This is a genomic window from Jatrophihabitans sp. GAS493, from assembly GCF_900230215.1.
Taxonomy (GTDB): domain Bacteria; phylum Actinomycetota; class Actinomycetes; order Mycobacteriales; family Jatrophihabitantaceae; genus MT45.
Map to the genome: position 1 here is coordinate 3,027,328 of NZ_LT907982.1, position 26,581 is coordinate 3,053,908.

General features: G+C 64.3%; 24 protein-coding genes and 4 pseudogenes. 17 read left to right on the forward strand and 11 right to left on the reverse strand.

Annotated features, from left to right (window positions below; all coding sequences use genetic code 11):
* Positions 1–29 precede the first annotated feature (29 nt).
* The 6 genes and pseudogenes from CPH63_RS23740 to CPH63_RS14060 all read left to right on the forward strand — a co-directional run.
* A pseudogene (locus CPH63_RS23740) lies at positions 30–303 on the forward strand (arsenic resistance protein); the annotation flags it as partial.
* A 9-nt stretch (positions 304–312) separates the two neighbouring features.
* Positions 313–725, forward strand: a pseudogene (locus CPH63_RS23745) (arsenate reductase ArsC).
* Between the two features lie 684 nt (positions 726–1,409).
* The gene (locus CPH63_RS14045) at positions 1,410–2,066 is read left to right on the forward strand and encodes a hypothetical protein (protein ID WP_197704354.1); all 657 of its coding nucleotides are present in this window, start codon (positions 1,410–1,412) and stop codon (positions 2,064–2,066) included.
* Entirely contained in the window at positions 2,063–3,061 is a 999-nt protein-coding gene (locus CPH63_RS14050; protein WP_096303511.1) for a nucleotidyl transferase AbiEii/AbiGii toxin family protein, read from the forward strand. Before CPH63_RS14045 ends, CPH63_RS14050 begins: the two co-directional genes overlap by 4 nt.
* Positions 3,062–3,210: 149 nt before the next feature.
* Positions 3,211–6,381, forward strand: coding sequence for a DEAD/DEAH box helicase (locus tag CPH63_RS14055; protein WP_371364960.1), 3,171 nt, complete (start codon positions 3,211–3,213; stop codon positions 6,379–6,381).
* Between the two features lie 228 nt (positions 6,382–6,609).
* Positions 6,610–7,200, forward strand: coding sequence for a hypothetical protein (locus CPH63_RS14060; RefSeq protein ID WP_157749557.1), 591 nt, complete (start codon positions 6,610–6,612; stop codon positions 7,198–7,200).
* On the opposite strand, the gene CPH63_RS14065 is transcribed toward CPH63_RS14060, so the two are convergent.
* The 3 genes from CPH63_RS14065 to CPH63_RS14080 form a co-directional block, all read right to left on the reverse strand.
* A complete protein-coding gene (locus CPH63_RS14065) occupies positions 7,197–8,177 on the reverse strand; it encodes a trypsin-like peptidase domain-containing protein (RefSeq protein ID WP_157749558.1) in 981 nt (326 codons plus the stop codon). The two genes, CPH63_RS14060 and CPH63_RS14065, sit on opposite strands and share 4 nt — an antisense overlap.
* A 46-nt stretch (positions 8,178–8,223) precedes the next feature.
* Positions 8,224–9,372, reverse strand: coding sequence for a DUF4238 domain-containing protein (locus CPH63_RS14070; protein WP_096303515.1), 1,149 nt, complete (start codon positions 9,370–9,372; stop codon positions 8,224–8,226).
* Positions 9,373–10,315: 943 nt separating this feature from the next.
* Positions 10,316–10,831 (reverse strand): NERD domain-containing protein, encoded by a 516-nt coding sequence (locus tag CPH63_RS14080; protein ID WP_096303517.1) that lies wholly within the window; start codon positions 10,829–10,831, stop codon positions 10,316–10,318.
* Between the two features lie 338 nt (positions 10,832–11,169).
* Between CPH63_RS14080 and CPH63_RS14085 the strand changes: the two genes are divergently transcribed.
* The 7 genes and pseudogenes from CPH63_RS14085 to CPH63_RS14115 all read left to right on the forward strand — a co-directional run bounded on the left by CPH63_RS14085 (position 11,170) and on the right by CPH63_RS14115 (position 17,188).
* Entirely contained in the window at positions 11,170–12,105 is a 936-nt protein-coding gene (locus tag CPH63_RS14085; RefSeq protein WP_157749560.1) for a DUF6011 domain-containing protein, read from the forward strand.
* Between the two features lie 257 nt (positions 12,106–12,362).
* Positions 12,363–12,470, forward strand: a pseudogene (locus CPH63_RS23750) (HNH endonuclease); the annotation flags it as partial.
* 96 nt (positions 12,471–12,566) lie between these two features.
* Entirely contained in the window at positions 12,567–13,082 is a 516-nt protein-coding gene (locus CPH63_RS14095; protein WP_096303519.1) for a hypothetical protein, read from the forward strand.
* Between the two features lie 301 nt (positions 13,083–13,383).
* A pseudogene (locus CPH63_RS14100) lies at positions 13,384–13,602 on the forward strand (HNH endonuclease); the annotation flags it as partial.
* Positions 13,603–13,875: 273 nt separating this feature from the next.
* Positions 13,876–15,240, forward strand: coding sequence for a hypothetical protein (locus CPH63_RS14105; RefSeq protein ID WP_157749561.1), 1,365 nt, complete (start codon positions 13,876–13,878; stop codon positions 15,238–15,240).
* Between the two features lie 121 nt (positions 15,241–15,361).
* Positions 15,362–15,814, forward strand: coding sequence for a hypothetical protein (locus tag CPH63_RS14110; protein ID WP_096303522.1), 453 nt, complete (start codon positions 15,362–15,364; stop codon positions 15,812–15,814).
* 256 nt (positions 15,815–16,070) lie between these two features.
* Positions 16,071–17,188, forward strand: a protein-coding gene (locus CPH63_RS14115) for an IS3 family transposase (protein ID WP_096303177.1) whose coding sequence is annotated in 2 segments (ribosomal slippage) — positions 16,071–16,338 and positions 16,338–17,188 — 1,119 coding nt in all. Because the reading frame shifts where the segments join, the coding sequence is not laid out codon by codon here.
* A 117-nt stretch (positions 17,189–17,305) separates the two neighbouring features.
* On the opposite strand, the gene CPH63_RS14120 is transcribed toward CPH63_RS14115, so the two are convergent.
* The 4 genes from CPH63_RS14120 to CPH63_RS23755 all read right to left on the reverse strand — a co-directional run bounded on the left by CPH63_RS14120 (position 17,306) and on the right by CPH63_RS23755 (position 19,450).
* Positions 17,306–17,620: a hypothetical protein gene (locus CPH63_RS14120; RefSeq protein WP_096303523.1), complete on the reverse strand. Its 315-nt coding sequence runs from the start codon at positions 17,618–17,620 to the stop codon at positions 17,306–17,308.
* 108 nt (positions 17,621–17,728) lie between these two features.
* Positions 17,729–18,745 carry an ImmA/IrrE family metallo-endopeptidase gene (locus CPH63_RS14125; RefSeq protein WP_096303524.1) on the reverse strand — a complete coding sequence of 339 codons (1,017 nt, stop codon included), beginning with the start codon at positions 18,743–18,745 and terminating at the stop codon, positions 17,729–17,731.
* 2 nt (positions 18,746–18,747) lie between these two features.
* Positions 18,748–19,098, reverse strand: a complete 351-nt coding sequence (locus CPH63_RS14130) for a hypothetical protein (protein WP_096303525.1) — start codon at positions 19,096–19,098, stop codon at positions 18,748–18,750.
* Entirely contained in the window at positions 19,091–19,450 is a 360-nt protein-coding gene (locus CPH63_RS23755; protein ID WP_096303526.1) for a colicin E3/pyocin S6 family cytotoxin, read from the reverse strand. Before CPH63_RS23755 ends, CPH63_RS14130 begins: the two co-directional genes overlap by 8 nt.
* A 150-nt stretch (positions 19,451–19,600) precedes the next feature.
* Here CPH63_RS23755 and CPH63_RS14140 point away from each other — a divergent pair, with 150 nt between their 5' ends.
* Positions 19,601–20,080 (forward strand): hypothetical protein, encoded by a 480-nt coding sequence (locus CPH63_RS14140; protein WP_096303527.1) that lies wholly within the window; start codon positions 19,601–19,603, stop codon positions 20,078–20,080.
* Positions 20,080–21,405 (forward strand): zinc-ribbon domain-containing protein, encoded by a 1,326-nt coding sequence (locus CPH63_RS14145; RefSeq protein ID WP_096303528.1) that lies wholly within the window; start codon positions 20,080–20,082, stop codon positions 21,403–21,405. The genes CPH63_RS14140 and CPH63_RS14145 overlap by 1 nt, the downstream gene beginning before the upstream one ends.
* A 151-nt stretch (positions 21,406–21,556) precedes the next feature.
* Here the strand turns inward: CPH63_RS14145 and CPH63_RS14150 are convergent, their stop codons facing one another.
* On the reverse strand, positions 21,557–21,811 hold the full coding sequence (locus CPH63_RS14150; protein ID WP_096303529.1) for a hypothetical protein: 255 nt from the start codon (positions 21,809–21,811) through the stop codon (positions 21,557–21,559).
* Between the two features lie 1,939 nt (positions 21,812–23,750).
* Between CPH63_RS14150 and CPH63_RS14155 the strand changes: the two genes are divergently transcribed.
* Positions 23,751–24,806, forward strand: a complete 1,056-nt coding sequence (locus tag CPH63_RS14155; protein ID WP_096303530.1) for a hypothetical protein — start codon at positions 23,751–23,753, stop codon at positions 24,804–24,806.
* On the opposite strand, the gene CPH63_RS14160 is transcribed toward CPH63_RS14155, so the two are convergent.
* Positions 24,803–25,222, reverse strand: a complete 420-nt coding sequence (locus tag CPH63_RS14160; protein WP_096303531.1) for a hypothetical protein — start codon at positions 25,220–25,222, stop codon at positions 24,803–24,805. The genes CPH63_RS14155 and CPH63_RS14160 overlap by 4 nt on opposite strands.
* 15 nt (positions 25,223–25,237) lie before the next feature.
* Complete coding sequence (locus tag CPH63_RS14165) at positions 25,238–25,582, reverse strand: metallophosphoesterase (protein ID WP_096303532.1); 345 nt, start codon at positions 25,580–25,582, stop codon at positions 25,238–25,240.
* A gap of 71 nt (positions 25,583–25,653) precedes the next feature.
* On the opposite strand from CPH63_RS14165, the gene CPH63_RS14170 reads away from it, so the two are divergent.
* A complete protein-coding gene (locus CPH63_RS14170; RefSeq protein ID WP_157749562.1) occupies positions 25,654–26,223 on the forward strand; it encodes an HAD domain-containing protein in 570 nt (189 codons plus the stop codon).
* Positions 26,224–26,255: 32 nt separating this feature from the next.
* Here the strand turns inward: CPH63_RS14170 and CPH63_RS22340 are convergent, their stop codons facing one another.
* Entirely contained in the window at positions 26,256–26,579 is a 324-nt protein-coding gene (locus tag CPH63_RS22340; protein WP_157749563.1) for a hypothetical protein, read from the reverse strand.
* Between the last annotated feature and the right edge of the window lie 2 nt (positions 26,580–26,581).

The window sequence follows — 26,581 nt, forward strand, 5'->3', positions numbered from 1 at the left end:
CCGGGCAGCCTGACCGCGATGGTTTCAGTGTGCGGATCGCGTCCCCGCTCCTGGTCTACTTCGCCGACATGTTCTTCGGCGGCTTCGGCCTTGGCCGCCGCCTCGGGCTGGGCTATGAAAACCACCACCCTTGCCTTCGAGGCCGCGGGTAACAACTTCGAACTCGGGATCGCTGTCGCGATCGGGACCTTCGGCGTCACGTCTGGCCACGCACTCGCGGGAGTCGTCGGGCCGCTGATCCAGGTCCCGGCGCTCGTCGGACTCGTCTACGTCTCTTTATGGATCAGACGCCGCTACTACTCAGGGACTGATATGGCCGATACACCGGAAGTGCTGTTCGTTTTGCGTCCACAACGCCGGCCGATCCCAGATGGCCGCCGCGCTGCTCGAGCGCCACTCCGGCGGCCGAGTGCGCGTCCGTTCGGCCGGTTCCAACCCCGGCCAATTAGGTCAACCCGGCCGTCATCGCAGTCATGACCGAGATTGGCCTCGACCTGACCAAGGAAGTCCCCAGGCCGCTGATCACCGAGATCGTCCACGCCGACGACGTCGTCATCACCGTGGGTGGCGGCGACGCGTGCCCGATCTTTCCCGGGAAGCGTTACCTCGAGTGGGAGCTAACCGACCCCGCCGGGCTTACCGTCGAGCAGATCCGCCCCATCCGCGACGACATCGAGCGCCGCGTCCGCACACTGCAGGCCGGACCCCTCGCCCGCTCCACATAGTTACCAGCATCAGTTGCGTCGAGTTCAAGCCGCGGAGCATTGTCCTCGATTCCAGGCTTGATGTTGTGAAGCACGATGGAACGGCATGTTCGTTCGTGGCAGCCTCTGATGCTCGAATGGAAGCGCGGCCGACAGACAGATTTCGACCCGACGCCGGATCAAGGCCCGGGCCGCATGGGGGCCACACCGCACCCGAAAGAGACCATCGCCAACCACGACAACCAACGACGGAAGTCCCAGAAACCAACGGACTCAACTTCAGTAACGGCAACCAACTCGCTGCGGAAAGCATTGACACGGTAGGGGTCACTGGTTCAATCCCAGTATCGCCCACCTTTGAACCCCCCGGATTCCGGGGGGTTCAGTTGTTTCCGGGGATGTCTCGGGCCGCGCTGGGGCCGCGTGAGCGTTGGTTGCGCTGGCTAGCGATGGTCTCGGTGTGGCCCCGATGTGGCCCGACGGCGGCGGTCCAGGCCTTCGGCCGGGCTCGGTGAGCCGTCCGGCGTCCGCGTCCCAGGCGGTCTAGCGCGTCGGTGGCCCTTGGTAGCCGTCGAGGAGCGCACGCGGGCGACGACTGAGCACATCACTTAGGGGCGTAGCGGTCATAGGCAGTTTCGCGTATCGTCATGCTTGCTCCGTGCGGCAGGTTTGCGTATCGTAGTGCAGGAACTGGAGGTGGTAGAGGTGAAGGCGAATCGATCGACGATCCTGCGGTCGCGGGATCGGTTCTGGCGTCCGGGCGACATTGCGGGTGCGCCGTCGACCGTGCAGCACCTGCTCGCGGACCTCGCCAAGGGCGGGGAGCTGCGTCGGGTGCGTAAGGGGCTGTACTGGCGTGGGACGAAGACGCCGCTTGGCATGAGTCCACCTCCGACGGACGCGTTGGCAGCGGAGGTGTCCGGCGACAAGGGCGTGGGGCCGGCCGGGTTGTCGGCTGCGAATCTGCTGCGACTGTCGACGCAGGTCCCTCGTCGGGCTCAGATCGCAGTGCCTGCTCGAGCCGGACGATCGACCCCGACCGTCGAGTTCGTGTCGCGCGCGGCTCGGACCGGTCGTCGCGCGGCTGGGCTGGACCGTACTGAGGTCGCGATGTTGGAAGTGCTCAACGACCTGTCGACCAGCGAGTTGAGCCCGCAGGAGTCGTGGCGGGCGCTTCGTGGCGCGGTGACGTCGGGACGGGTGCGTCCGGATCGATTGGCGAAGGCGGCGAAGACCGAGCCAGCGGTCACGCGGGCACGGTTGTCGGAGTTGCTGACCGACGCGGGGATGGCGGGGTTGGCCGCGAAGGTGCCGCCGGCGGATCCACGGGTGCGTGAGCGCGCTCTCGCTTCGTTCAAGTGAGTCCGGAGTCTGCGGTCGTTTGGCGTGAGGAGAATCGTGACATCTTCGCCCAGACGATCGCAGCGGCCGCCGAGCAGCTCTCGATCCCCCAGTTAGCGGTCGAGAAGGACTACTGGGTCTGCCAGGCGCTGCGTGCGATCGAGGAAGACGCGCCGGGGGAGACGATCTTCAAGGGGGGCACCAGCCTGGAGAAGCAGCGACTCATCGAGCGCTTCTCCGAAGACATCGACCTGCTCGTCATCGGCGCATACGACTCACGGCGTGCGGTAGAGCGGGCGATGAAAGGGATGTGCACCGCCGCGCAGAACGCCCTGCCTGGGAGCGTCGCGGAGAAGCGCAACAGCGGCGGCAAGCCGGGCTCGATGCACCGCAGTGTCTACCTGAGTGCCCCGCTGTCACCGCAGGCCACCAGCTCCGCCATCGCCGACCCGGGCGGCATCCTCGTCGAACTCGGTCAATCCGGGGGAGACCACCCGGTGAACCGTCGACCGGTGACGAGCATCCTGGCCCGGCAGCTTGCGGCCGCTGACATCCCGATAGAGGCCTTCGCCGATCTGGCACCGTTCGAAGTGTTGATGCTGCACCCGGGACGGACGCTGCTCGAGAAGCTGCTGCGCGTCAACAACTTCGTTGTGGATGCTGCTCGCCGCTCCGATCACGGATGGCCCCGTATCGGGCGCCAGTTCTATGACATCTGGGCGCTCCTTGGCAACGACCAGGTGCTGACGTTCCTGCGCGATCGAGTGACCGCTGCCGGTGTGCTCGCCGACTGCATCCGAGTGTCTGAGGACTTTTTGCCAGACCTGCCGCCGCCCGGCGGGGGCTTCGCCGCCTGCGAGGCGTTCAACCCCGATTGGGATCACGCCAGCCAACTACGCGCAGAACACGAGAACGCGATGCGCGATCTGTACTACGGCGCGGCGAGACCACCGAACTACGACGAAGTGATCGACCGGATTCGAGCCAATGCCAAGCTGCTTGACCTCGTTCTCTAGCCGCGCCATCGGCGGGCGCGACCAGCGACCCAGCGAGCTGAACGGGGTCTGGCGGCGCGCCGAATCGGTGATTACCACAGCTGATTTGTCCACGGCGTGTGCGAGTCTGATCCTCCAAAGGAGGCATCGTGGCGCGGTCGACGACCAACGTGTGGGCGAGGGAACGTCGTATCGGGCAAAACCCCGTACGACAGTTGCTCGTACGCGAGTGCAACAGCGTTGAAGTCGACCAAGGCAATGACGGGTCATGGTCCATCCGCAGCCCATACGGTGCTTGGCCCGCCCGGCGCGGCTCGGCAATCGGTCCGGATGGGCCGCTGACTGCGAACCTCCCGATGCTGGACTCCGGCAGAGGGCCAATCCACTGGCGCGGCAGCCGCGAGCCCTTGCCGCCCGAACAAGTGCTGGCATCCTTCGATGCCGCAATCGGATTCACCCCACACGACCGACCCAGGAGTCTACGACGCCCCCAGATCGCGGCGCTGCACTCCATCGTCGGCTACCAGTCCTCTGGCCTCCCAGAGCCAGGCATAGTGGTTATGCCCACCGGTACGGGGAAGACAGAGACAATGCTGGCGTGGCTGATAGCTCAACGCCCAACGAAGGTCCTGGTCATCGTGCCGTCGACGGCATTGCGTGATCAGATCGCCTCCAAGTTCGAGACATTGGGCATCCTGCAACAGGAGGCGATCGTCAGCCCGCAAGCTCTCCGCCCCGTCGTTGGCAGACTGGAAAAGCGGGTCGCCGATGTGGATGATGCGCGCGCGCTGGTTGCGGCGTGCAATGTCGTGGTCGCCACCCCGCAAGCGATACACGCCAACGACGGCCCGGTCCGTGACGCTTTCTACGAGGGCTTCACGCACCTACTCGTCGACGAGGCACATCACGCTCCCGCAACGACCTGGACCGAAATCATCCGAGAGTTTGCCGGCCGGCCGACCTTGCTGTTCACTGCCACGCCCTACCGCCGCGACGGCCGTACGTTGCCCGGACGGGTAATTTTTCGGTTTCCACTGCGAGAAGCGCAACGAGAAAACTACTTCAGCAGGATCGACTTCACCGCGGTCCTGGATCTCGACGATGACGACGAATCGCTCGCGCGCGCTGCTTTGGAGCGTCTGCGCTCGGACCTTGCCACTGGGTATCAGCACGTCTTGCTCGCGCGGGTCGCCACGAAGTCTAGAGCCGAAGAGATTCACGCCTTGTACAGCCGCTTGGCCGGCGAATTCGAGCCGCAGGTGCTCTATGACTCCCTGCCGGCGGGCCGCCGAAAACAGGCACTGGAGGCGATCCGCGCGCAGACGAGTCGCGTCATCGTGTGCGTGGACATGCTTGGCGAAGGCTTCGATCTCCCAACGCTCAAGGTCGGCGCGTTCCACGACTCTCACAAATCGCTCAGCCCGATGATCCAACTTATTGGGCGTCTCGCGCGCACCGTCTCCCCGGTGCCCATCGGCGCAGCCAGTGTGTTCGTGCGTCAGGACCCGAAACAAGCCCTGTCTCCACTGCGGTTTCTCCTGCGCGAGGACCCCGACTGGGACAAGGTCCTTAGTGACATCACTGAGCGGGCGACGGAACGGGCCGATGAGATAAACGCCTTCGAGGCGTCCTTTGATGGCGCGCCAGCCGACGTCCCGGTCGGTCTTCTCGAACCAAAGATGAGTGCGATCGCCTACGCGACATCAGCGACCGAATGGGACCCACTCGCGGCGCGCAGTGTCTACGGCGAGTCGATCTTGGACGATCTCATCAGCACCAGCGCTGACAGCGGCGTCGCCTGGTTCGTGATCGAGACCATCGACGACCTCCGCTGGGGCGACGTCCCATCGCTGAGGGCCACCAACTACACGCTGGTCGTTATGCATTTCGACCGCACACGCAGCCTGCTCTACATCCACGGATCGGACACCAAGCGCAAATACGACGATCTCGCGGCGGCAGTGCTCGGCCACGACCCAGCACCCGTCAAGGGCTACGACACGTTCCGGGTCTTCGCGAAGCTCGACCGCCTGATCCCCACCAACATCGGTCTGCTCGACGCACGAGACCGCGACAAGCGCTTCTCCATGCACGTCGGCAGCGACGTCGAGACCGCTCTTACCGAAGCAGAACGCACCCACAAGGCCAACACCCACGTGGCGGCCAAGGCGATCGAGAACGGCGACCGGGTCACGATCGCCGCATCCCTATCGGGCCGGTTCTGGTCGATGCGAAGCGCGCCGAACCTCGCCGACTGGTGTCGCTGGTGCGAAGAACAGGGCACCAAACTGCGGGATAAGTCCGTGGACATCCATTCGCTGTTCCGCGACATGATCATCCCGGTCGACGTCAAGGAGCGGCCGCCGCACCCCCTGCTCGCTCTGGAATGGCCCTGGGAGCTATATACCGGCAACGGAACTGCATCCAAAGTCAGCCACGACGGAGCAGGCGTCCTTCTCACCGACGCGGAGTTCAGAGTCGACGACCACGCCGACAGCGGCCCTCTCAAGTTCTCGATCGTCGCGCCGAGCTGGGAGATGCCCTACGAGGGCGAGTTCGGTGCGACCGGACTGCATTACCGCCCGGCCGGCACCGCCGACGCGGAAGTAGAAGACCGTCGCGGTGTGACGACGCCGCTCTCAAGCTGGCTGAACAAGCACAAACCGACCCTGTTCCTCAGCGGCGACCGCATGATCACCGGTGATGATCGACTTCTCGAGCCCCGGACTGAAGTCCCGCCCTACCCGCGTGCCGCGCTTCATCACTTGGACTGGGCGGCCAACGGCGTCGACATTCGAGTCGAGTCACAAGGAGCCGAGCGCCGAGCGGACTCGATCCAAGCCTTCATGGCACGACACCTGGTGCAGACTCAGACCTTCGACGTCCTCATCGATGACGACCGCTCCGGAGAAGCCGCCGATCTGGTCGGGGTCAGGATTGACCACGGAGATCTGCTGGTAACTCTGGTGCACTGCAAGTACTCGACGTCCGCAGTGCCCGGTGGGCGACTGGCTGACCTGTACGAGGTCTGCGGACAGGCCGTACGCGGAGCACGCTGGCGCGACAACGGCGCGATACCACTTTTGGACCACCTTGATAGGCGTGTGCAGGCGTACTCCCGCCGTACCGGAGGAACAGCTTTCGAAGTCGGCGACCGCGGTGACCTCTTCCGGATCAGGCAGCAAGCACCACAACTTTTCCCCCGCATCACCACATTGATCGTGCAGCCGGGGCTCAGCATCGCGGCGTCCACCGACGAGCAACTGAGACTGATCTCCGGTGCCGCCTCATACGTTCAGAGCGTGACCAAAGGCGCCTTCGAGGTCTACGGCTCAGTCTGACTTTTATCTCGATGGGAGCGTGTCTGGTGGCGCCAAGGTCCGCGGGGGTGTTCCGGCTCAACGCGGGCCGGCGACTATCGGCGTCAGTAGCCGGCGGTCCGGTGCCTCGGATTAATGGGCGTGAAGCGGACCACGCGCTGTCCAGGACCGGTGCGCGACCGGCCGGCGTGGGTTAGCGCCGCTCGACCCGCAGGTGCACGATGTGGAGGTGCGAAAGGAGTGGTCCCCGTGATCGCGGAGCCGATATGCCCGCTAGACGACACCCTGCCCGCCGCGTGGTGTAGCCACTGCAAGGGCCTCCTTGAGGAGCCGCCGCGAACCCGAGGCGACAGTGCCCGACTCCCGGTCGACGACGACGAGATCCGCACGTTCTCGCTCAAGCTCCACGCCGATGGTGCGCGGATACCGTGGGAGGGATATCTCGATGCCCTGGTAGGTCGCTGGGGCGACGCAATGACACGCGCTCAGCTGATGAGTAAGTGGAACCGCGTGAGCAACCAACTCGGCCGTGAGGGCTTGCTGGTGAATGACCCCGCGCTCCCGAACGGCATCATGCGTCCCAGCGACGAGCTTCCCCACGTGCGGTGGTTGAGCGTCGAAGACACGATCGCCGAGATCATCAAGCTCATCGAAAATGGCGGGTGGGTAAGCGGCGAGAAGGGCCTGAAGGACTGGGGAGTAGCCCAGCGACTTCGCACGGTGCAGTACCCGTGCGTGCACGACGCTCTCCACGCGATGAACAAGCGGGGTTACCGCGTCCACACCCGCAGCATCTTCTGGTACGTCAATCCGGAGTCGGGTCGCGAGATTTCGGTCTAGAGGTTGTCGAAGATGAAGACTTCAGCGTCGGGAGGTTGAGGCGAGGCGGGTGGCACGTCGCCGAGCGCGAGGACCGCCCCCGCGTCCACCAGCTCTCGCAACGTCAGCGGGCCAACACCGGGCTCGTTATGAACGGGAAGATCCAGCGCCGGGGCGAGACCGGCGGCGTGCGACTTCCACGCCCCATTCGGAGATTCCGGGTCGAGCGCGAGACTAACCGCGGCACAGACCGTCTGATCGTCGGCGAGCACCGGGCCTCCACTCATACCCCACGGCATGGCCAGGTCAGCTTCGAACGAGGGGCCAACCAGAGGCTCCTCGGGATCGCCGTTCGGGGATGAGCGCACAACGTGCCCGGCGGAACGTCTGAGTACCCGCTGGACGTCCAGGACGTTGTTGTCCTGCTCATCGACGATTCTCCGGACGCGCATCCCTGGGTAGCCAAACGCGTACGTCCAGGCAGAGGGATCGGGCAGGCCGAAACCGATGCCTATCTGGTCCGGGCAGAAGTCGCGACCGGCGGCGTCCTGCACCAAGGGGAGGGTCAGGAGGGCGATGTCGGACTGGAACCCCGACTCGGATTGACTTTCGGGGCCGAGCCATTCGGCTCCGCGCGAGACCTTTGAACCCCGATGATGAACCACGCGGTGGACAGGGATTGGTCGGCCGAGGTCCTTCTCGTCGTCGCTAGCGCCGAGTGCGAGGACGATCTGAATGGACGCGGGTCCGCGTTCGAGCCCCGACTTGTTCTCGCGAATGAACCTGTCGACGACATGCCAGGCCGTCACAAGGACGCAGGGTCTGCTCGACGCGATGCAGAAGGCGGTACCGAGCGCCTTCGCTTCCCCGTCGGCTGTGACACCAACGACTGGAAGCACGACGCGGTGCAGCCGGCTCGATTCGGGAACGTCGAGAATTTGGTGACCCGAGAACGCAAAGATTTCGACCACCGGGCTCGTTTCGTCCGCGTCAGGCACGATGCTCACGGTACTTGCCAGGTCGCAGTCGAGACGACCGAGATCTTCAGGGTGCTGGTAGCGGCGGATCACCGCCGAGCAACTGCATCGCGTCCATGATCTGTGCATCAGGCAGTTTCGGCCAGCTCATCGCGCTCGGCGGCTCGCCCTCCCTGCTTCGTCCGATGGTGACGTGGGGGATTGGCAGGGTGGGCGGGGCCGCACCAAGGACAAGATCGGTCGGCCACGCCATGTCGGGATGGTGCATGACGAGGTCGTCAGCGGCTCGCACCTGACGTTCGTTCACGTCGCGCGCGAAGTCGCCGTTCAACTGTCCGAATGAGCCCAACGAGGGAACCGGGCTGATCACGAGGAGCCGGCTCGGGCTGACGGGAACGAGCACCTCGAAGTCGTCCGGAAGGACTTCTGGTCCGTCGTTGAACTCGCCTTGTAGGCCGCGCGTCACCACAGGGGTGTCGCTTGTGACAAGGAGTCCAGCATTCGAACCCAGAAGAGACCAGTGGAAAGAGGGCAGAAGCACCTTGACGCGCTGAGCTTCCCGGACCATGTTCCGCATCATCGCGTCCGGACCGACAGTCCTCAGCTTGGCGGGTGCGCGAGGACCAAGATACGCAGCCAGCTCTGCTACCTGAGCATCTGTCGGGTCGAACTGCGGGTCCGTTTCGATCATCTTGCTGATGACGCGTCCCGCGTAGTCGACGCGGCCCGCAATGTCCGCGACCTCCATTTGGCTGCGACGGAACGAGGCACCACGCACCATCTGGAAGGCGATAAACATGGATGCGAGGTCGACTGCGGGGCTGACCGGCAAAACGCCCTTCCGCAGCGCGTCGATGACCTCAGCGCCGTCGCTCTCGACCTCCCGCGAGAACCACGTCTCGATCGAGTCGTCGAGCGTCGAAGTCAGCCCTGGGTCGTAGAAGTCGCGGATGACGGTGGCCTTCGCAACCGAGATGGACCCAGTCGTTCCGTCGCGGTGCCGCCCAATCAGCTGTTTGCCGTCCTTGGCGAATCCCTTGAGGAACAACCTCGGAACGGTGTGGTGATTACGGGCAACCTGCACTGGATGAGTCTCTTTCCTCGGCGCTTCCGCCGCAATGGCGAGGCCACGTCTCGACCTCAATACTGTCCGAGAGGGTCGAATCTCAGTTGTTCGCGCGACCAAACGGGCAAGGCCGCGTCCTGAGAGCGGCACCCGGCACCTGCGAGTTGGGACCGAGCGGGCTTAGGCGCTCGTCGACACGCGCACGTAGCCGCGCGCTGTCGGGTCACGTGAACTCCTGTCCGCATCGGTCTTGGGCTCGAGGTGAATGTGCCACCTTGACCAGAACATTTCCAGCACGGCGGAAGGCTGAGGACTCGTCATGGCAGAGGCGAGGCCTTGACTGTCGTCAAGCGCGGTCCGGTCCATTGCATGCGAACCGGCTCGGGCCACATGGGGGCCACACCGCAACTGAAACCAACCGTCGTCGGTCACGACAACCAACATCGGAAATCGAGGATAGCTGGGACATCCAACGTGGGCGCAGAGTCGCCGAATCGGAATTCGAACGGATCGCGCTCATACGCCCAGGTCACTACGCGGCGTGAAACGGAGTTAGCGGCAGGACGGGTACCGTCGCCAACACACAGTGGCCGAGCATTCCGGTCGCCGCTCATATAGCGTCTAGGCATGCCGTCCTATGAGGCCGTGACGTTCACGCCGACGGTTCCCACAGCGCTCGCGACATCCAGTCGCTCGAGCTTGGATCTCCTTCACCTTCCCTACCCGTTCAGCCAAGTCCCGTTGCTTACGGCCAGCGATATGCTCGACGCCGCGAAGATCCGCCGCATCACGATGGCCGGCGATTGGGACCTCACCATCGACGGCTTGCAAGAACTTCATCGCTACCGCATTCTCGTGCCGATGTACTGCGTTCGGTTGACAAACGCCCGCGTGCCCGAGCCGTCACTTAACCTCACGAAGAGCCTCACTGCACAACACTGCCACACTACGATCCCCCAAGCCCTGTACCGAGCAGCCGTGGAGGGTCGTCTGAGCGATCCCGCCACGGTGCCGTTTCGTTCCTGGCCCACACGAAGGAAGCAAACAGCGTGGCCGACCGTCGAACGTGCTTACCTCTACTCACAGCATCAACTCATCGGCCTGCGACGAGCCCGAGGATTCGTATCCTCGCTCCGCCCCTACAAGGGTCCCGATCGGCGAGGCGTGTGGCGGCTTGACCCTGCCGCTCAGCCATCCCCGGAAGCGCGGACCGCACTTGCGTCTCCTGGACCCAGGGGAGCTCGCGCGGGTCCAAGTTCGGTGCCAGGTCGCGAAGAGCGGACTTGATCAGGCTGGAGAGTCGCTGAGCGTTGCTCCGAGTGCGACGTATTGGCGAGTCCTCACTCTGCCGCCCCCGCTGCCAGACGTAGGCGTTGCCGCCGATATCTCCCTGGTAGTGCTTGAGCTCGACCAGATGTAGGCGTCGCTCGCCGAGAACCAGAGCATCGATTTCGTGCCATTTGCCCTGACCATCGCGGAATTCGAAGTTCGTCCAGGCATGAAACGGTGCGGCATCCGGGAGCATCTCGCGCAGCCGAGCAAGCCCGTCCCGCTCGTGGGAGAACGGGGACGGAGAGATCTCGTGCCAGCGGGGGCTATTGGCGTCCATGCCAGCTCTCCGTCCTAGTCGTGATCGCTGCCCACGTGTGCGGGTGCCACTACGGTCGGTGACCGACCGTAGTCTGGCGTTGTTAGTCGAACAAACGGATAGTAGCTATGCTCGCTCGCATCTTCGCGCAGCGCGTCCAACGAGAACCTCCGCCAGTGGCCTTCCGCGTTCATGGCTTCGCAACGGGTTGCCTGCGTTCCGCGGTTATGCTCCGGACGATGAACGATCGGCGTCGACCTGCTGACCGAAAGCTGCCGGACGCCGGGACAGCAATTTGGGCACGTTTGGACACGGTGAATCGGACCGCCCGACGGCTGGGTCTTCTGGACAATCGCGTCGTGACCACAGCCCAGTTGCTTCCACTGGCCGCGGAACTGAAGAACTTGGCCAATGACATCAGAGGGCTCCCGGGGTTCGAGTCCAGCCGGGTGTATGCGGAACTGAGGGCCCTCGTCCGGCTCGTGGACGCCGCCCGCTCGAGGGCGGATCGCGCCGCCGGGAGATCCGCCCCGTCGACCAAGTCCCCCGTTCACGGGCAGCGCGACCAGGGTGCCCGCAGCTGGGCTGACGTGCGAGCCGACCTGGTCCTCGCGCTGAATGACGAGTGGGCAGACGCGATTCGTCTGGTGCCGCCTGCGGCTAGTGGCGCCGTGATCGCAGTCGACCGCGTCCTCGACGGCGCCGGATTTTGCGTCGCGTGGGTTCTGGTGCGGACGGCCGAGGATGCGTTGCGATTCGAGACGACCGGGTGGACGCTGTGGCGACCTGACTGGCCTGTGGAAACCAAGAAGCAGCGAGGCCGGGTGGCGGCGACGGAGCTGGATGCCCACCGGCTCCTTGTTGCCACCACTCGACACACCGACATTCACGGGTTCAGCGGACTCATCTGTGAGCGGCTGGAGGCGGCGCTGGTCGACGCGGGGCAGACTGCGGTCACCAGCGACGAGTGTGATCCGGTCGAGCGGCGGCGGCGCATGTTGGCGCAGGACAGCCTTGAGCGACTTCGCCGGTCATCGGGTGCCCGAAGTCAGAACGAGGTACTCACCCACTGCTTGAATTGCGGGCGTCCGCTCACCGACCACGAAAGCGCCAGGACGGGATACGGACCAATCTGCTCCGCCAGAGCAGCGTCGGCCGTCAAGTTGGTCGGCCGCCCGAGCGGCGATGTCAAACTGGTCCTTCGTGTGGCTGGACGGCCGATCGAGCAATGGCGTCGGCGAGTGACTGACCTTGCTCGGCGGACGGCCGGCGAGACGAATTTGGGCGCTCGATGAACGGCTAATTGCCGGCGATGCCCCTCTGCACCGCCATGAGTGCGGTCCGCAGCATTGCGTGTCGGCTATGCGTCAAGGATTTCTCCCGCTCCGGAGAACTGCTCACACGATTGCGCACCGGAACTGGATAACAGCCAGTCGGACTCTCGTTCACCGCATTGCACCTTTGGACATGCTTGACAGCTTGTCATCGGGACATGCTTGACGGTCACGGCTTGGGCGTGCGCGACCAGGCTTTGAATCTGGTGATCGGCTGGTTGGTGGCCTGCTGCGCTCGATGCAACGGCCGCAAACGCGACCGCACCCCGGAGCAGGCCGGAATGAAGCTGCTGGTCACGCCCTACGCGCCCCGCCGTCGACGCTGAGGTAATGGCGGGCCGTAGAAGTGGTGTTTTCCGAAGGCTAGTTCGTTGCTAGCCGGGCTTGTAGCATCCAGGCATGTGCCTGGACACCGTGTTGCGATGACGACGCCCTTCTACGGCCACCCTTGGGACGACCCCAATAGCCCGCTTGGTCGTGGCCGACTGCCTCAGGCTCCGGGGTGGGCCGACCCAGAGAGTTACGACACCTACGCCGCCTACCAGGAGGGCTCCTTCATCGAGGAAGCCCGACAACGGTTCGACACAGAACACAATGACGCGTCCTCGGCTGCTGCCCCGCGATTGAGAGGACAAGCTCGGGAGCTTCAGGAGGCGCACGACTACCCAGGAGAATATCTGCTGCGGTTTGAGAGGAAGATCGGCGGCCGACGGGATTTTGACCACGGATACGATCAGATCGCTGAATGTTTCTTGGCGATGCCACAGTTGTTCGTAGAGTCCGATCGGCGGAAGATCGTCGAGCTGGCGTCCTTCATGGGCAATATGACACACCAGATTCTGCTGGACGGTGAGGTCAGCGGTGGGACCTTTTGGGCGGAAGTGGTCGCCGAGGCCCAGGCGAAAAGGGCCGTCAGCTTCGCACCCTTCCGCGACTAGGCTTTGAACGATCGTGCTGACGGCTGGTGACCGCAGACCGATCCGGTGCATCCGGCACAGTAACCACGGTGAGCACTAACGACCCCCAAGATGAACGGGCCAACACGCTGCTGGTCGTCGGCGGCGGAGCGTGGATGTCCGACGAACTGGCCGCCAACACCCTCGGCGTCACAGTGACGCCCACCAACGGCCTGTTCCTTCCGACCTTCAGCCCCCTGGACGGCCCTGACGGGCCCACCTGTGAAGTACGTCATGGTCGCCTACGACCGGCTCAACGGCCCACCGGCCTGGTCGAAGCAGGGGCGTGCTCGATCGAGACGGCCGGATCTGCGGGTACTGCCGCTCGCCGCAGGGATTGACCATCGACCACATCCGCCCCCGCGCCCAGGGCGGCAAGAACGGCTGGTTGAACACGGTCGCCTGCTGCGCTCCATGCAACGGCCGCAAACGCGACCGCACCCCGGAGCAGGCCGGAATGAAGCTGCTGGTCACGCCCTACGCGCCCCGCCGTCGACGCTGACCGGGTCGGGTCGGGTCGACACGGGTCTCGTAGCGAGGTAGCCAATCCGATGGCCGTCGGCCGCGCCAACCCGATCTCCCCTGGATGCGTCGCTCGGCACCCGTCGGCGGCCAGCTGGGCGCTTCCGGCCTGACCACACTCGACGCCGGACAGGGCCGGTTCGCTGCGGGTCGGCGTGTCCAACAAACGATGCTTGCGCGAATGCAAGTGCGTCGCCTAGCCTACCCGTGGACGCTGCATATTCCTGGGGGACTAATGGCGAATCATTCACGCTTGCGCAAATCCGCTCGTTCGCGCCGTGCGTTGCTGACTTTCGTCGCGGCGATGACGCTTTTGGCGGAATTCTTTGCGGGATCGGGTATTGCGAGTGCGGGCGAGACCTATCCGCCAGCAAGTGACGGTCCGGTGTCTTATTCGCCGGTTGGCACCAGCTACGCCTGCGACGGCGGCGTTCCTGCCTCCGCAACATTCAGCTTCTCCTGGGATGCGTCGAAGTTGACGACGTCCTACGACGTCTCAATTCAATTGGCTTCATTCCCTGACGGCGGCCCGGAGACTGATATCGCCGCCGTGCCGCTGACGATCGCGGCCGGGGCAAAGAACTCGTTCACTCAAACCTTCGCTGTCCCGCCCACGATCCTCGGGCAGAATCTGGACTTTCAGGTTCTTGCATCGAATCCGAACTTTCCGTACACCTCGACGTCTGACGTCTTCAGCTGCGTTAGCCCGCCGACACCGGGACCACTTCCCACAGTGTCTATCTCCACCCCAGATTGTGCGGGCAATTACACGATCACCGTCGACGGTTCATCTACGACTCGGTACTTCTTCTACAATCTACTCACGGACGACGGGTTCACGGGAGATGCGGATGTTGCTCCTGGTGAGGTTGATACGGAGTCCTATAGCCTCGTCGATCCATACCAGAAATTGGATTTCCGCTCGACGGGTCTCGGGATGACGATCAACCTTGGTTACGACTTCGGCAACGTGCCACTCGAAGAGCTGACCAGCTTTGGTGGCCTCTCCAAATGGGATATCGGGAAATTCCGGGTGCAGCCCGTACCGGCCTCCTGTTCTGCCACGCCCACGCCCACGCCAGCTGCAACCGCATCGCCGAGCCCAACTCCCGCTCCAACTCCCACGGCCACTCCTGCCGCCACGCCGATTCCGAAGCCATCGCACTTCACAGTCAAGGGCACGATCTCTGCGATCGGCTACAACGTCCCGGTTACGGGCAGCGTGGTGATCAACGGATCAACGGCAACTGCGAGCGGCTCCCTGACGAACGCAGTCGTGCACACCACCACCTTGCTTTACGGGTGGGTGCCAGTCGCGATCGAAGGCAAATTCGGCTTCGGACCAGTCGGCGGAACCCAGGCGACTCTAACCGTGCCAGTTGGCCTGTCGGTGTCGTCGGCCAACCTTCTTGGGTTCATCCCCTTACTGCCGTCATCCACTAGCTGCAAGACGACCGGCGCATCAACACTGACGCTCGCTGGCTCAGTGGCGACCGCTTACAGCGGAAACACCACCCTCAAACCGGTGAGCGGTTGCGGACTCGCCCAGGCCGCGTTCGGCGGGATAGGCGGGGCATCGCTGCACTTGACCATCAGCTTGAGCAAGACCCTGAGCTGAGCGGCACGACTCTGGTACACAGGGCTGCACGGTACTTCGTCGGGGCGTCCATCGGGGCCTGGCCCGGTCAGTCAGGCTGCTGGGTGAAGACTGATGCCAGGTACCCGGCACAGTAGTCACCGTGACCAACCTGCACTCCGTTCTCCACCGCCCCGGCACTCTGATCTCGGTCGGCGGCGGGGCCTGGACCTCCGACGAACTGGCCACCAACACCCTCGGCGTCACGGTGACGCCCACCAACGGCCTGTTCCTTCCGACGTTCAGTCCCCTGGACGGCCCTGACGGGCCCGCCTGGTGGATGCCGTGCTCGTTCGCGACCCGACTGCTGCACGCGGGCGTCCAGGTGGCGCTGACGGCTCCTGGGCCGTTCTGGCTGACCGAGATCCCGACCACGCTGACCGGCCGGGAGGTCTTCATCAACGACGTCGCCCAGCTGCGCGAGCGGGACAACCGCATCCCCGCCGCCGGGGCGTTCGTGAAACTGGCCGAGGCCAAGGACGACGATTTCCAAGCCGGGTGCGGGCGTGGAGGTGGGGGTGTTCTTGCGGGACATGGCGGTTCATCCAAACGGTGAGTGACCAGCGCCGGGTGCGCTGTACTCGATGTACCGTCCGCGCCGATGCGACGCGCGCAAGGAGCTGCCGACTCATCCTGGCTTGAGTTCGTCGAAATTTAGGATTGTCGGCATGGCTCCGACCGTTGAGCCGCGCTGGAACGAGTACGGCGTGTTTAGCTGGCGGCCGGAAGTCCTGTGGCCTGACCCCGGTTGGTTGATCCAGGTCGAGTGAGAGTCTTGCGGCCCACGTTGTGGGCAGGAAGGCTTGACCACGATGACTACGAGGAAGCGGCACAGCCCGGAGCAGGTCGTGCGGAAACTGGCGCAGGCTGATCGGATGCTGGGCGAAGGCAAAGACATTGCCGATGTCTGCCGGGAATTGCAGGTCTCTGAGCAGACCTATTTCCGGTGGCGCAACCAGTTCGGCGGCCTGAAAGCTGACGACGCGAAACGGTTGAAGGACCTGGAGCGGGAGAACGCCACCCTGAAGCGGCTGCTCGCCGACGCGGAGCTGGAGAAGGCCGCGTTGAAGGAGATCGCCCGGGGAAACTTCTGAGCCCGGAACGCCGGCGCGCGGCCGTTCACCACCTCATCACCACGATGGGCGTGAGTGAGCGGTTCGCGTGCCGGGTGACCGGGCAGAACCGCACCACACAGCGACACGAACCACAGGCGGCGACGCCGGCCGATCCCGACGCGGCGCTGCGGGCTTGGTTACGGGAGTACGCGAAAACGCATCCGAGGTGGGGATTCCGCCGCGCGTATCACGACGCCCGCGGCGAGGGGTGGACGGTGAACCACAAGAAAATACAGCGACTCTGGCGCGACGAAGGCCTACGCGTGCCGCAACGCCGCCGCCGTAAACGCCTCGGCACCAGCACCGCCCCCGGCCTACCGAAAGCTGACGCACCGAACACGGTGTGGGCCGTCGACTTCCAGTTCGACGCCACCACCGACGGCCGACCGATCAAGATCGTGTCGATCATTGACGAGCACACCCGCGAATGCCTCGGTGGGCTCGTGGAACGGTCCATCACCGCTGATGCGTTAGCCGACGAACTGGACCGCGTCGCCGCCGGTCGTGGGTACCCCGTCGTGCTGCGCAGCGACAACGGCCCCGAGTTCGCCTGCGCGGTGATGACCGATTGGGCCGGTGAACAGGTCGGGCTGTCGTTCATCCCACCCGGCGAGCCGTGGCGCAACGGCTACGTCGAATCGTTCAACTCACGCGTCCGCGACGAATGCCTCAACATCAACATCTTCTGGTCCCTGGCCCACGCGAGGGTCGTGATCAGCGACTGGAAACAGGAATACAACGAACATCGGCGGCACTCGGCTCTGGGCTACCAAACCCCAGCCCGCTACGCTGCCATCTGCACCCACCGAAACTGACTCTCACAAACCGTGGATCAATTCACGGGGTCCGGCCACCTGCACAAGCACCTGATGGGTGCTGGATCAGCGCCTACGTCGACTCGGCAGCGGGGCGACGTTGATCGGGCTATCCGATTATGCGGTCCCAGGACGCCTCAAGACGTCCTGGGACATCTTGGGGACGGTCCGTACGTGCGTGGACAGTTCTTGGTCGCCGTCTATGACCCGGAAATGCTTGTCCTCGGCGACGATGGTGATGAGTTTGCCCTTGTGCTGGCGGCCGATTCGCAGCCGCTGGCTCGCGACCATGACGACGCCGTCTGCTGGCACTCGTCGTTGGGCGCGGATCGAACCCGCGGGGGCGGGGTTGGGCAATGCGGTGCTGGCGGTGCGGGCGCCGGTGAGGGAGGTCAGGCGATCGTCGTCGAGCAGCAGCGGCCAGGTCGTCACGACGATGTTGTCAGAGATGGCGTGCCCCGGTGTGTCCGGAGACTTTGTCGCCGCAAATCAACGGGTTGCAACGCTCATGCACTGTCCGCGTTTGAGGATGGTCGTTGGCTAGTCCGCCGCTCGCCTGTTCGCGATCCGCTCCTCCGCCTTCCTTCGAAGATAGAGATCGAAGTCGTCGTGCTCGCGGATCGCGACGGGAATACGCGGATCATCTCGAACCGCACCGCGCGCAATCGATAGGGCTTGGTCGGTTGTTGCTGCTCGGTCCTTGCTTAGCTTGCCTGCGACGATCCCGTTGATTAACATGAATAGACGCTTCGCTGTCGTATCATCGAATCGCTGCGCCGCGATTGCCGACCGCAAAATTTCACTGGTACCTCGTTCATCGTCAACCAGTTCGAATGTCGTTGATTCGTTGAGATTGAACCATTGGACGCGGCGTCCACCACACTCGAACGCTCCCATGTCGTGCGCAACGCGCGCCAATTGACGTCGGCTGCCAGAGGCGCCTGCTGGAAGACTGCTACCGGGAGACATCAGCCACCGTTCCTCTCCGTTGCTAAACACGAAGACGAAGCCGGGTAGTAAGGCGTTCCGCAGAGCGAGCAAGCCCGCCATCGTGGAAACGTTGTAGGCATCCAAGTGATCGAAGAGGTCCTGCAGGGTCGACTGCTCAGCAGCCATTATCAGTAGGTCGTGCGGCACCAATAGCGCTGACGCGAATTCTGTCGCCTCACGCTCTTGCTTCGCAATCTGCTGTCCCGCTGCTCCGGACGTGCTTTGGTTGGGCGCATCCTCGAAGGACAGCGCGTGACAAGCCGTGCGACCTAGGTGCCACGGGATAACAAGATGCCCAAGCTCGTGACCGAGAGTGAACCTGCGGCGACGCGAGGAACTGGCAGCCAAGCGTCGCAAATAGAGGTGCGGGCGTCCTGTCCCCAAGCCGACCAATACGGCGTCGCAGTCGAAGTGCCATTCGTGCTCCGTGACGTCGGCATAGAGAGCGACGAGCGCGTCAGCATCAAACGCTCCAGAGAGATCGTGTCGCTTCCGGACTGTTCTCGTGAGCTCGGCAATCGGATCGCGCCGCGGAGGCAGCAACCAACGGATGGCTGTGTCTTTCATGGCTAGCCCTCGGCGGAATCCCCAAGAAGTCCGCGACTCTTCAACCAACGAAGGAGTTGTTCGGCATCGTTTTGCGAGTCGGCGCGCGCAGCGATTCCGTGCAGACCAACTTCACTCACGGTCTGGTCCAATGTTTCGCCGTTCCTCCTTGCCGCAACCAAGAACCGTATGGATGCGGGGAACCTGATGACGCTTGAGTATTCGTCCCACGACATCCCCAGGAATTCGTGTAGCTCCAGCTTGGAACTGGGGTCCTCATTTGGCAGCTCATGCCAAGTCTCGACGTAGTCGTCGAGATCAGGGATCAGAGCGCGCCCGGCGAGGAGGTCGTCGACGAACGTGGTCCTAGACATCGATGTTCCTTCCCTTCCGCGCTGGCTTGATGATGTCACCGGTCAATATGTCGGCTACTCCGATGTGTCTACCCCGACTGTTGAACACTTCGAGCTCGCAGTGTGTGCCGTCGTATTCGTATAGGTTGTCCTCTCGGTCCCGCCATCGTGCAGGCCCTGAGCGCGGGAGCTTTTCGAGGTCATCAACGAACGACGGCCTCGGTCGCGGTGTGTAAGTCACGGTCCATTCAGTTCCGATGGGGTGTTGAGACTTAGCGTACGCACGGATCCCAAGAACTTCAGGAGGCGCGGCGATCGAGCGAAGACCGGGTGGTCTTTCATCAGTTTGGCCATGCGGGAGTTCGACCAACATCCGGTGACCGTGACGCCTACTACTGCCCGAGTAGCAAAGCAAGGCCAATCGAGAATCACTTCGAGTTGAAAATATACCGAGACACGGTATACTTAAGGCTAGGACGGGCACCAACGGATGGAGCCCGAAGATAGCAAGGGATGCACAACTATGGAATACGACCCGAGGAAGCTGGACAAGGTAGGTCTGGCCATGATGCTCGAGCTGGAGAGTGTGAAGGCCGCCTACGGCGGGACAGTGACCGAAGTGATCAAGAGCGTCTTCGACGGCTCCACGGCTGCCGTGCAAGCCGATCTCAAGTGGCACCAGACACTGATGGATACCCTGTCGACCTGCATCGCCAATCTCCTACTCGTGCAGGGAATGGCGCCCCAGCGGGCGCACTTCTATACCGAGCGCTACGTAGCCAAGATGGTGGAGGATGGCATCGTCTCCCAGAACTGGCACGCGACGGCAGCGCTAGTCGATACTGCCTGGCAGGTTGACCGGGCGCGATCGCACCAATGGTCTGACGGGCCCGCCGATCCCGACGGCGCCTTCGGTGGCGAGATCCGTCTCACCACTGGCGCTCGCGGAACCGTCGTCACATCCGACGGGGGTCGTGTCGACTGGGCGGACGCGGACGCCTGATGCTCACCTCGATCAATCTCGCCGCCTATCCGCACCTGGCCGCGCAGTTCGACGTCGAGGCGAACGGTGGGCGTACGCCGGATCAGATCCCGGCTCGGACCGAAGAGAAGCTCTGGTGGCGCTGTCCGGTCGCACCAGATCATCGATGGCGGGCTACCGGGTACAAGCGGACTAGGGGGAGGGGCTGCCCAGCCTGCGCCGGCAAGCAGATATCGATCACCAACTCATTGGCCAACTACCCCCACCTCGTCGCGCAGTTCGACACTGATGCCAACGGCGGAGTGAGCGCGGATCAGGTCCTCGCCGGCAGTCACTCGAGACTGTGGTGGCGCTGTCCGTTCGCACCTGACCACCGATGGGTGGCCGAGGTACGGATGCGAGTCCGGGGGACCGGCTGTCCCGCGTGTGCCGGGCGGCAAGTTTCAGTAACCAACAGCCTCGCCAACCATCCGCATCTCGCCACCCAGTTCGACGTCGAAGCGAACGGTGGCCTTGCTCCGGATCAGGTACTGGAGGGCTCGCACCAGCTGTACTGGTGGTCCTGCCCGGCCGCCGCAGACCACCGCTGGCAAGCGCGCCCGTACAGCCGCGTCGACGGCGACGGCTGCCCCTTCTGCGCCAGTCGTCGGGTATCTATGACGAACAGTCTCGCCACCGTTGACCCGATCCTGGCCCAGCAATTCGACGTGCTCACCAACGAGTGTATGCCAGACGAGGTCATGGCCAACCGGACCAAGAAAGTCGCATGGATCTGCCCGTCGAACTCCGAGCACCGCTGGACCTCGACGATCAACAACCGAATGAGGGGGAACGGGTGCCCGGCCTGCGCAGCGATCACCGTCTCAGCGCGCGAAGTACGTCTCGCCGCTGAGCTGGATGCTGTGCTCGGACTCGACGTCACGGACCAACTCGTGAAGCTACCTGGCCACCGTCCGATGTACGTGGACGTGCTCTGCCGGCAGCGCATGCTCGTCGTCGAGTACGACGGAGCGAGATGGCACCATGGCGAGAAGAAGGAACGCGCCGACCGATCCAAGACCGACCGCCTAGCAGCGGCCGGCTACACGGTCGTGAGAGCCCGTGAGCGCCCCTTGCCACTCACGGGCGCGCTCGATGTATCGGTCGCCGGATACGGATCGATTCACGGCGTCACGGCGGAGGTGCTCGACGCGATTGCACGCCACCGCCCCGACGTCCTCGCCCGATCTGACGCTGCTGCCTACCGGCACAACGGCGTCACACTCGGACACGACGCGGCAGACGCGAGGTTGGCCAGAATTCGACTTCGCGCGGACGACACGCGCCGCCGAAGGCACTCGGCGTAGAGCGCCGTCAGTGGGTCGCGCCGGGCCGCTTGTCGCGACGATCCGTCGGGCTTCGGTCGCCCGAACTCGGTCAGCTAGGAGACCGAAGCGTCGCGCTGCGTCGGATGATGCCGACCCGTGCCAGCCGCTGCCGGCGCACTGAGATCGAGACCTAGCTAGGTCGCCGTTCGCTGGTCGAAGGCGGCTTGAGCTTCTTAGGTCTCCCCGTTCGGCCGGGCCGCTCAGCGAGCCACTTCTGCGCCGTCGCCTCGCTCCATCCGGACACCCGGCGCCGGCCCGGGTCCTCGCTGATTCCGATGACGACATCCGGTGCGGGAAGCAGCTTGGTGTTGAGGCTGTCCGGCTTGACCTTCGCGAGATCGGCAAGGTCGGAGACGCTGTAGAAGTGCTTCGATCGCGCTGCCATCAGTCCACCTCTCGCTTCGGAAAAATTGGCGTCGCCTGCCTCCGAGAAACCTACCGCCGGACGCTCGACCGGGGACACGAACTCGCCGCGCCACGCCGATCCGACGAGCCACGTCTGATGCCCGACGCGGGGACCCGCTTGGGGTACCGAAGGTGGTCGCTGACCCGGCGAAAATCGCAGCGCAGAAGTGGCCACTCGCGTTCTCCGGTTGCGACATTCGGCGGGCGTTCGGCGGACGCTTTCAGTCAGTGTTCAGGAGAGTGACGAGCGGTCGCGACGACTTGCGATTGAGCGTGTCCGGCGTCATCGACTAGCCCCCGGGGTCGTCCGAAACTGTCCGCTGCGAGGGCCGTCCCCACGACCTACCCGTGGACGCCGGCGGCGCTTGCGCACTCGCAGATGGTCTATCCGATCGCGTAGCGTCGGACGGGCCTGGCGATAGCCGCCGGGGTCGATGGTGACAACAGATTTGAGGCTCGGGCTGGCGCCCTCGCACGTTGCCGGGCGTGACGTCTCGAGGCGCCTCGACGACGCCGCTCAGGGGTTTGGTCCGGCGCGTGGCGGTGAAGGTATTTGCGCTTCTGGTGTGCCCTGGCAGTGGTGGCCAAGGCGGCTGACGGAGAGGCGTTGCCGCCGAGAATGCACCGCTCGGAGGACGCCCCATCGATTGCTCGGCTCGGCTCCGCCAACGGGTCGACTCCGATCTGTCGGCCAGCTTCACGGTGAACCGAAATGGACCGCGGCGCGTCGGTGGTCGGCCGTCCCGCGATCGGCCACAATCGATGCCCGCCGGCCTCCTTCTGACGCACTCGGTCTCTTGATGTTGCATGCTCGACAGCGAGCGACGAGGACGACGTCACATGGGGTCTGGCGACAGGCTCCGACTCGTCGATGGCCGCGTACGTTGCACACCTGGAAGGTCATGCCTTACGTCTGCGTGCCCTCGTACAGGAACCCGAATCGCGCGGAGCGAGTTCGGTCTGCCGCGGCGAGGGCCCGCTTCACGTTCGCCTCCGCGTTTGCGGTGACGGACCGTTTTGGAGCGAAGCGGAAAAATAGTAAGTCGCTGTACGGCCTGAGAGCCAGAAATCTCCGGAAATTCCGGGCCAGAAATCTGCTAAGCTCTGGCAGATTTCGAATCTACGCAAAAACGTCTATAACGAATCCCAATGCGGACCACACGCGGCGGTAGATACGTCAATTTCTGCGCGGTGGACGACGCTCCCGCGCGACTCTACGCATGATGCGTTGCATGAGGAGCTTCAGCGAATTCCAGGCGCCGACGGACGCCCGCCGGCGACGTGACACCGGCGCCAGAGATACCGATACCGACCAGCGGGTGGAGGCCGGATCGATGCCGAGGCAGGTGGTGAGCCAGCCCAGAACGGGGCGTCGGGTGGCACCAGTTCTCGGGGTGCTTCTGCGGCGCTACGTTGTCCATGCGCGGGTCCCGCTGACCCGTCGAAGCCGAGGCGTCGACGGGTCAATCAGCGCCACGACAGAAGCAACACTTGCCTGTCGGCTCCCACTCGTGAAGACCTCGTCGTCCGCCGGGGTGGCGACCACTCGGCATGACAGTTGGTCGTGGATAAATGACTAGCCCGTCGACGCAGCGAATGGATTCTCTGCCGAGCAGAGTGGGTAACCCGCGATGCTCTGCCGCGGCCCGTCTGGACCCGTTTTGGGGTGGCATATGGAACCCAGGTAGCACCGCGTCCTGGACGTCCCGTCGCGGCCAAGAGCGAGCGGCTGACTCCGGTCGGACACGTGCTCCAAGGGCGTTCCGAGAGCGATCCGAAGGACAGGCGATCAGCGACATCACGTCCCGCCATCGCGACGTTCGGCTGTCGGCGCTGGCGGCTATCAGCATGTGGCGCACGCTCACGGTCGAGCAGGTCGCGGCCATCGTTGGACAGCCATCTTTCGCCAGTCGTCGCTGGTGGATCGAGACGTGCTGTGGGCGAGTGGCCTCGTCGAGGAGGGCCGTCTGGCCGGGCAAAACTTCAGAGGCGTCCCGCTCTACCGACCGTATCGATCAGGCGACTTCGACAGGCTTGCCCGACGCCTGTCGCAAGCGGATCTGGCGGGCGTGACCGGCGGCGTTTCGTGGAGGTGGGGCAGCCAATTCGATCGGCACAATCTATTGGGTGCGGAGCTCGCACTGCGCGTGGCCGAGTACACGACTATGGCCTGCGTCCTCGGCGAATCGGTTGCCGGAGTCGACCTCATTTCACGCCTGCTGGGAACCCGCGTCCGAGCGGGCTCCAGTCGCGCCGCGGACGCGCTATTCGTCCGCGAGGACGGCATGCTGATCGCTGTCGAAATCACCGCGACTGTCACGAAAAACCTGCAGCAGAAGGCCGAGAATTGGGCGTCCGTCCTGCAGGCCGACAAGCAGCGGAGGCTAGTCGTGCTCTTCCTCGAGTGCTCCCATCCTGACTTCGTCGGGCGAGGTAACAGGGTTCATGCTCAGCTGCAAACGGTCGTGAATAAGGCAGCAAATTCGAGCATGCCAATGGTGATGAACGACGTGCCAGATCGAATGCTCGTCGCCCGATGGCGAGACTGGTTCCCGTCACCCGGTGAGGTCCACCGTCGGTTCCTCGCGTTGGAGGCGGCGGTGCCCACGGGCCAGAACGCGAGGGATCGCTGGCGGCAGGTTTGGGCGCTCGACCCCTTCGCATTTCCGTGGGACGGCGGGGACGAAGTCGAGGAGGCCGAAACGATCAACAGATTCCGGTCGCTCTACGGCGTACCGCACTGGATGAGAAGTCGTACGCCGGAATATTCCGCGTTGGCGCCGAAGCACGAGAAGCTTGACGACAAGGGCGCCGCGGACACCGCGGACGTTGGCCGAGCACATACCGCCGTTGCTCAGCCCGGTCCGGTTCGCCCCCTGTTCGTCGCTGAGCCGACGCTTGCGCGGCCGGTTGAAGTCGCAATGCCGAGGCCGACTTCCCTACTTGGGTTCCCGCCACGACCTCCTTACCGCTAGGTAATCGCTCCGTCGGTTCTGACGATCATGAGGTGCCTGGACCAGTGGCTGTCGTCGCAGTCGAGGCCGTGAACTGTGGTGGTGGTGCCGTCGTCCCAGGGGAGGGTGTCGACGTATTCGACGTGGTAGTGGCCGTGCCAGACGTGGGTGGGTCGGACGTCGGCGACGACTTGGAGGAGTTGGTGTCGGTGGCAGCGTGAGTCGGCGATGGCGTCGGCGGGCCACTTGCTGTCGCTGCCTTCGTGGATGCCGGGGATGCGGGTGCCGGCGGGGGCGTCGTGGGTGACCATGACGTCGACCGGTCCATCTTCGCTGGCGGTGGCCAGGTCGGCGGCGCTGAGGGTCTCTTGGGGCCACCAACTCTTTCCCTGGACACGTAGTTTCCGGTCGACGCTGATGGCGCCGCCGAGGGCCATCCAGGTGGTGCCGTTCTAGGTCCAGCGGACGCCGCGGGGGAGGTGATGGATGTGATCGGTGATCAGGCGTAGGCCGGTGTCGGGGTTGATCGGGCGAGCGTTGAGACGGTCGTGGTCTTCGTGGTTGCCGTCGACGAACAACAGCCGGATGTTGTGCTCGTCGAGGCGCGCTTCCAGCCGTTGCAGGAACTTTCTGGTGGCGGGTGTCATGGTCCAGAATCCGAAGTCGCCGAGCTGCACGATGACCTGGGCTTGGGCCGCGGCGGCCCGGTCGATCGCCTGCTGTGCCCACCACAGATTGCCGTGCCAATCGCCGGCGACGGCGATGCGGTCGGGCTGGAAGTCGAAGTGCGCGGTCATGGGTTCATGGTCGCAAGCACCTACGACAGCATTAATCTGTCGTAGGTCCTTGAGAGCATCAAAGTATGACGATGTCCGAGCTGCCACCGGTGTGGCTGCTCGACGTCGACGGGGTTGTGAACGCGACCGCATCGCGTGGCGATCGCACGGTCTGGCCGCTGGAGGCGTGGCACCGGGACGAGGTGACGGACCTGGACGGCGACGTGTACCCGGTCCTCTACGCCGACCCTGTGTTGAATTTTCTGCGCGTGGTTCATGAGCGTGGTGCGGCGGAGGTGCGGTGGCACACCACCTGGCAGCACAGTGCCCCACAGCGCCTCGCCGCGGCGCTGGGCTTGCCGGACTGGCCGGTCGCTGTGGCGCCGGAGTTCACGGACAAGCACGACTCCGGGTACGAGGAGTCGGGCTGGGTTCCGGTGGGTGCTCGATGGTGGAAACTGGGAGCGGCGGTGCGAGTGGGGGAACAGGAGGGGCGGCGTCTGGTCTGGACCGACGACGACCTCAATGCCGAGCGGCGGTGGCCCGGGTCCGAGCTGCGCGAGTACCTGAAGCGGGCTGACTTGTTAGCCGTCTCCCCGCCCAGCAACGTCGGTCTGACGCCGAAGAATCTACGGACCGTCGCGGCCTTCTTAGACCTGTAGAAGTCGGGGCCGCGCGGGTGCTGGAGGCCGGGTCATCGAACTCGCGGTGGGAGGCGGGTGATGAGTCGGATCGTGGAGCTGATCCGCCACTGTTCCATGTCCGGGTTCAGCGGGTCGTCGAAGAAGACGTGCGACGAAGCACCGACGGCTGGATAGGCCACGACGCGGGTAATTGGGTGCGTGGCGTCGTCGTGAGCGAACCGTTGACGGCCTTCGCCTCGGAGTCGCTGGTAGGTCATGGCGTCGAGGTCCCAGACGTGCTGGGAGCCCTGCGAGGTGACGAGCCAACGGCCGCCGAGACCGTCCCGCAGCGCTTCGATGGTGTCTTCTGGCTCTGTCGTTAAGGGGTCATCCATCG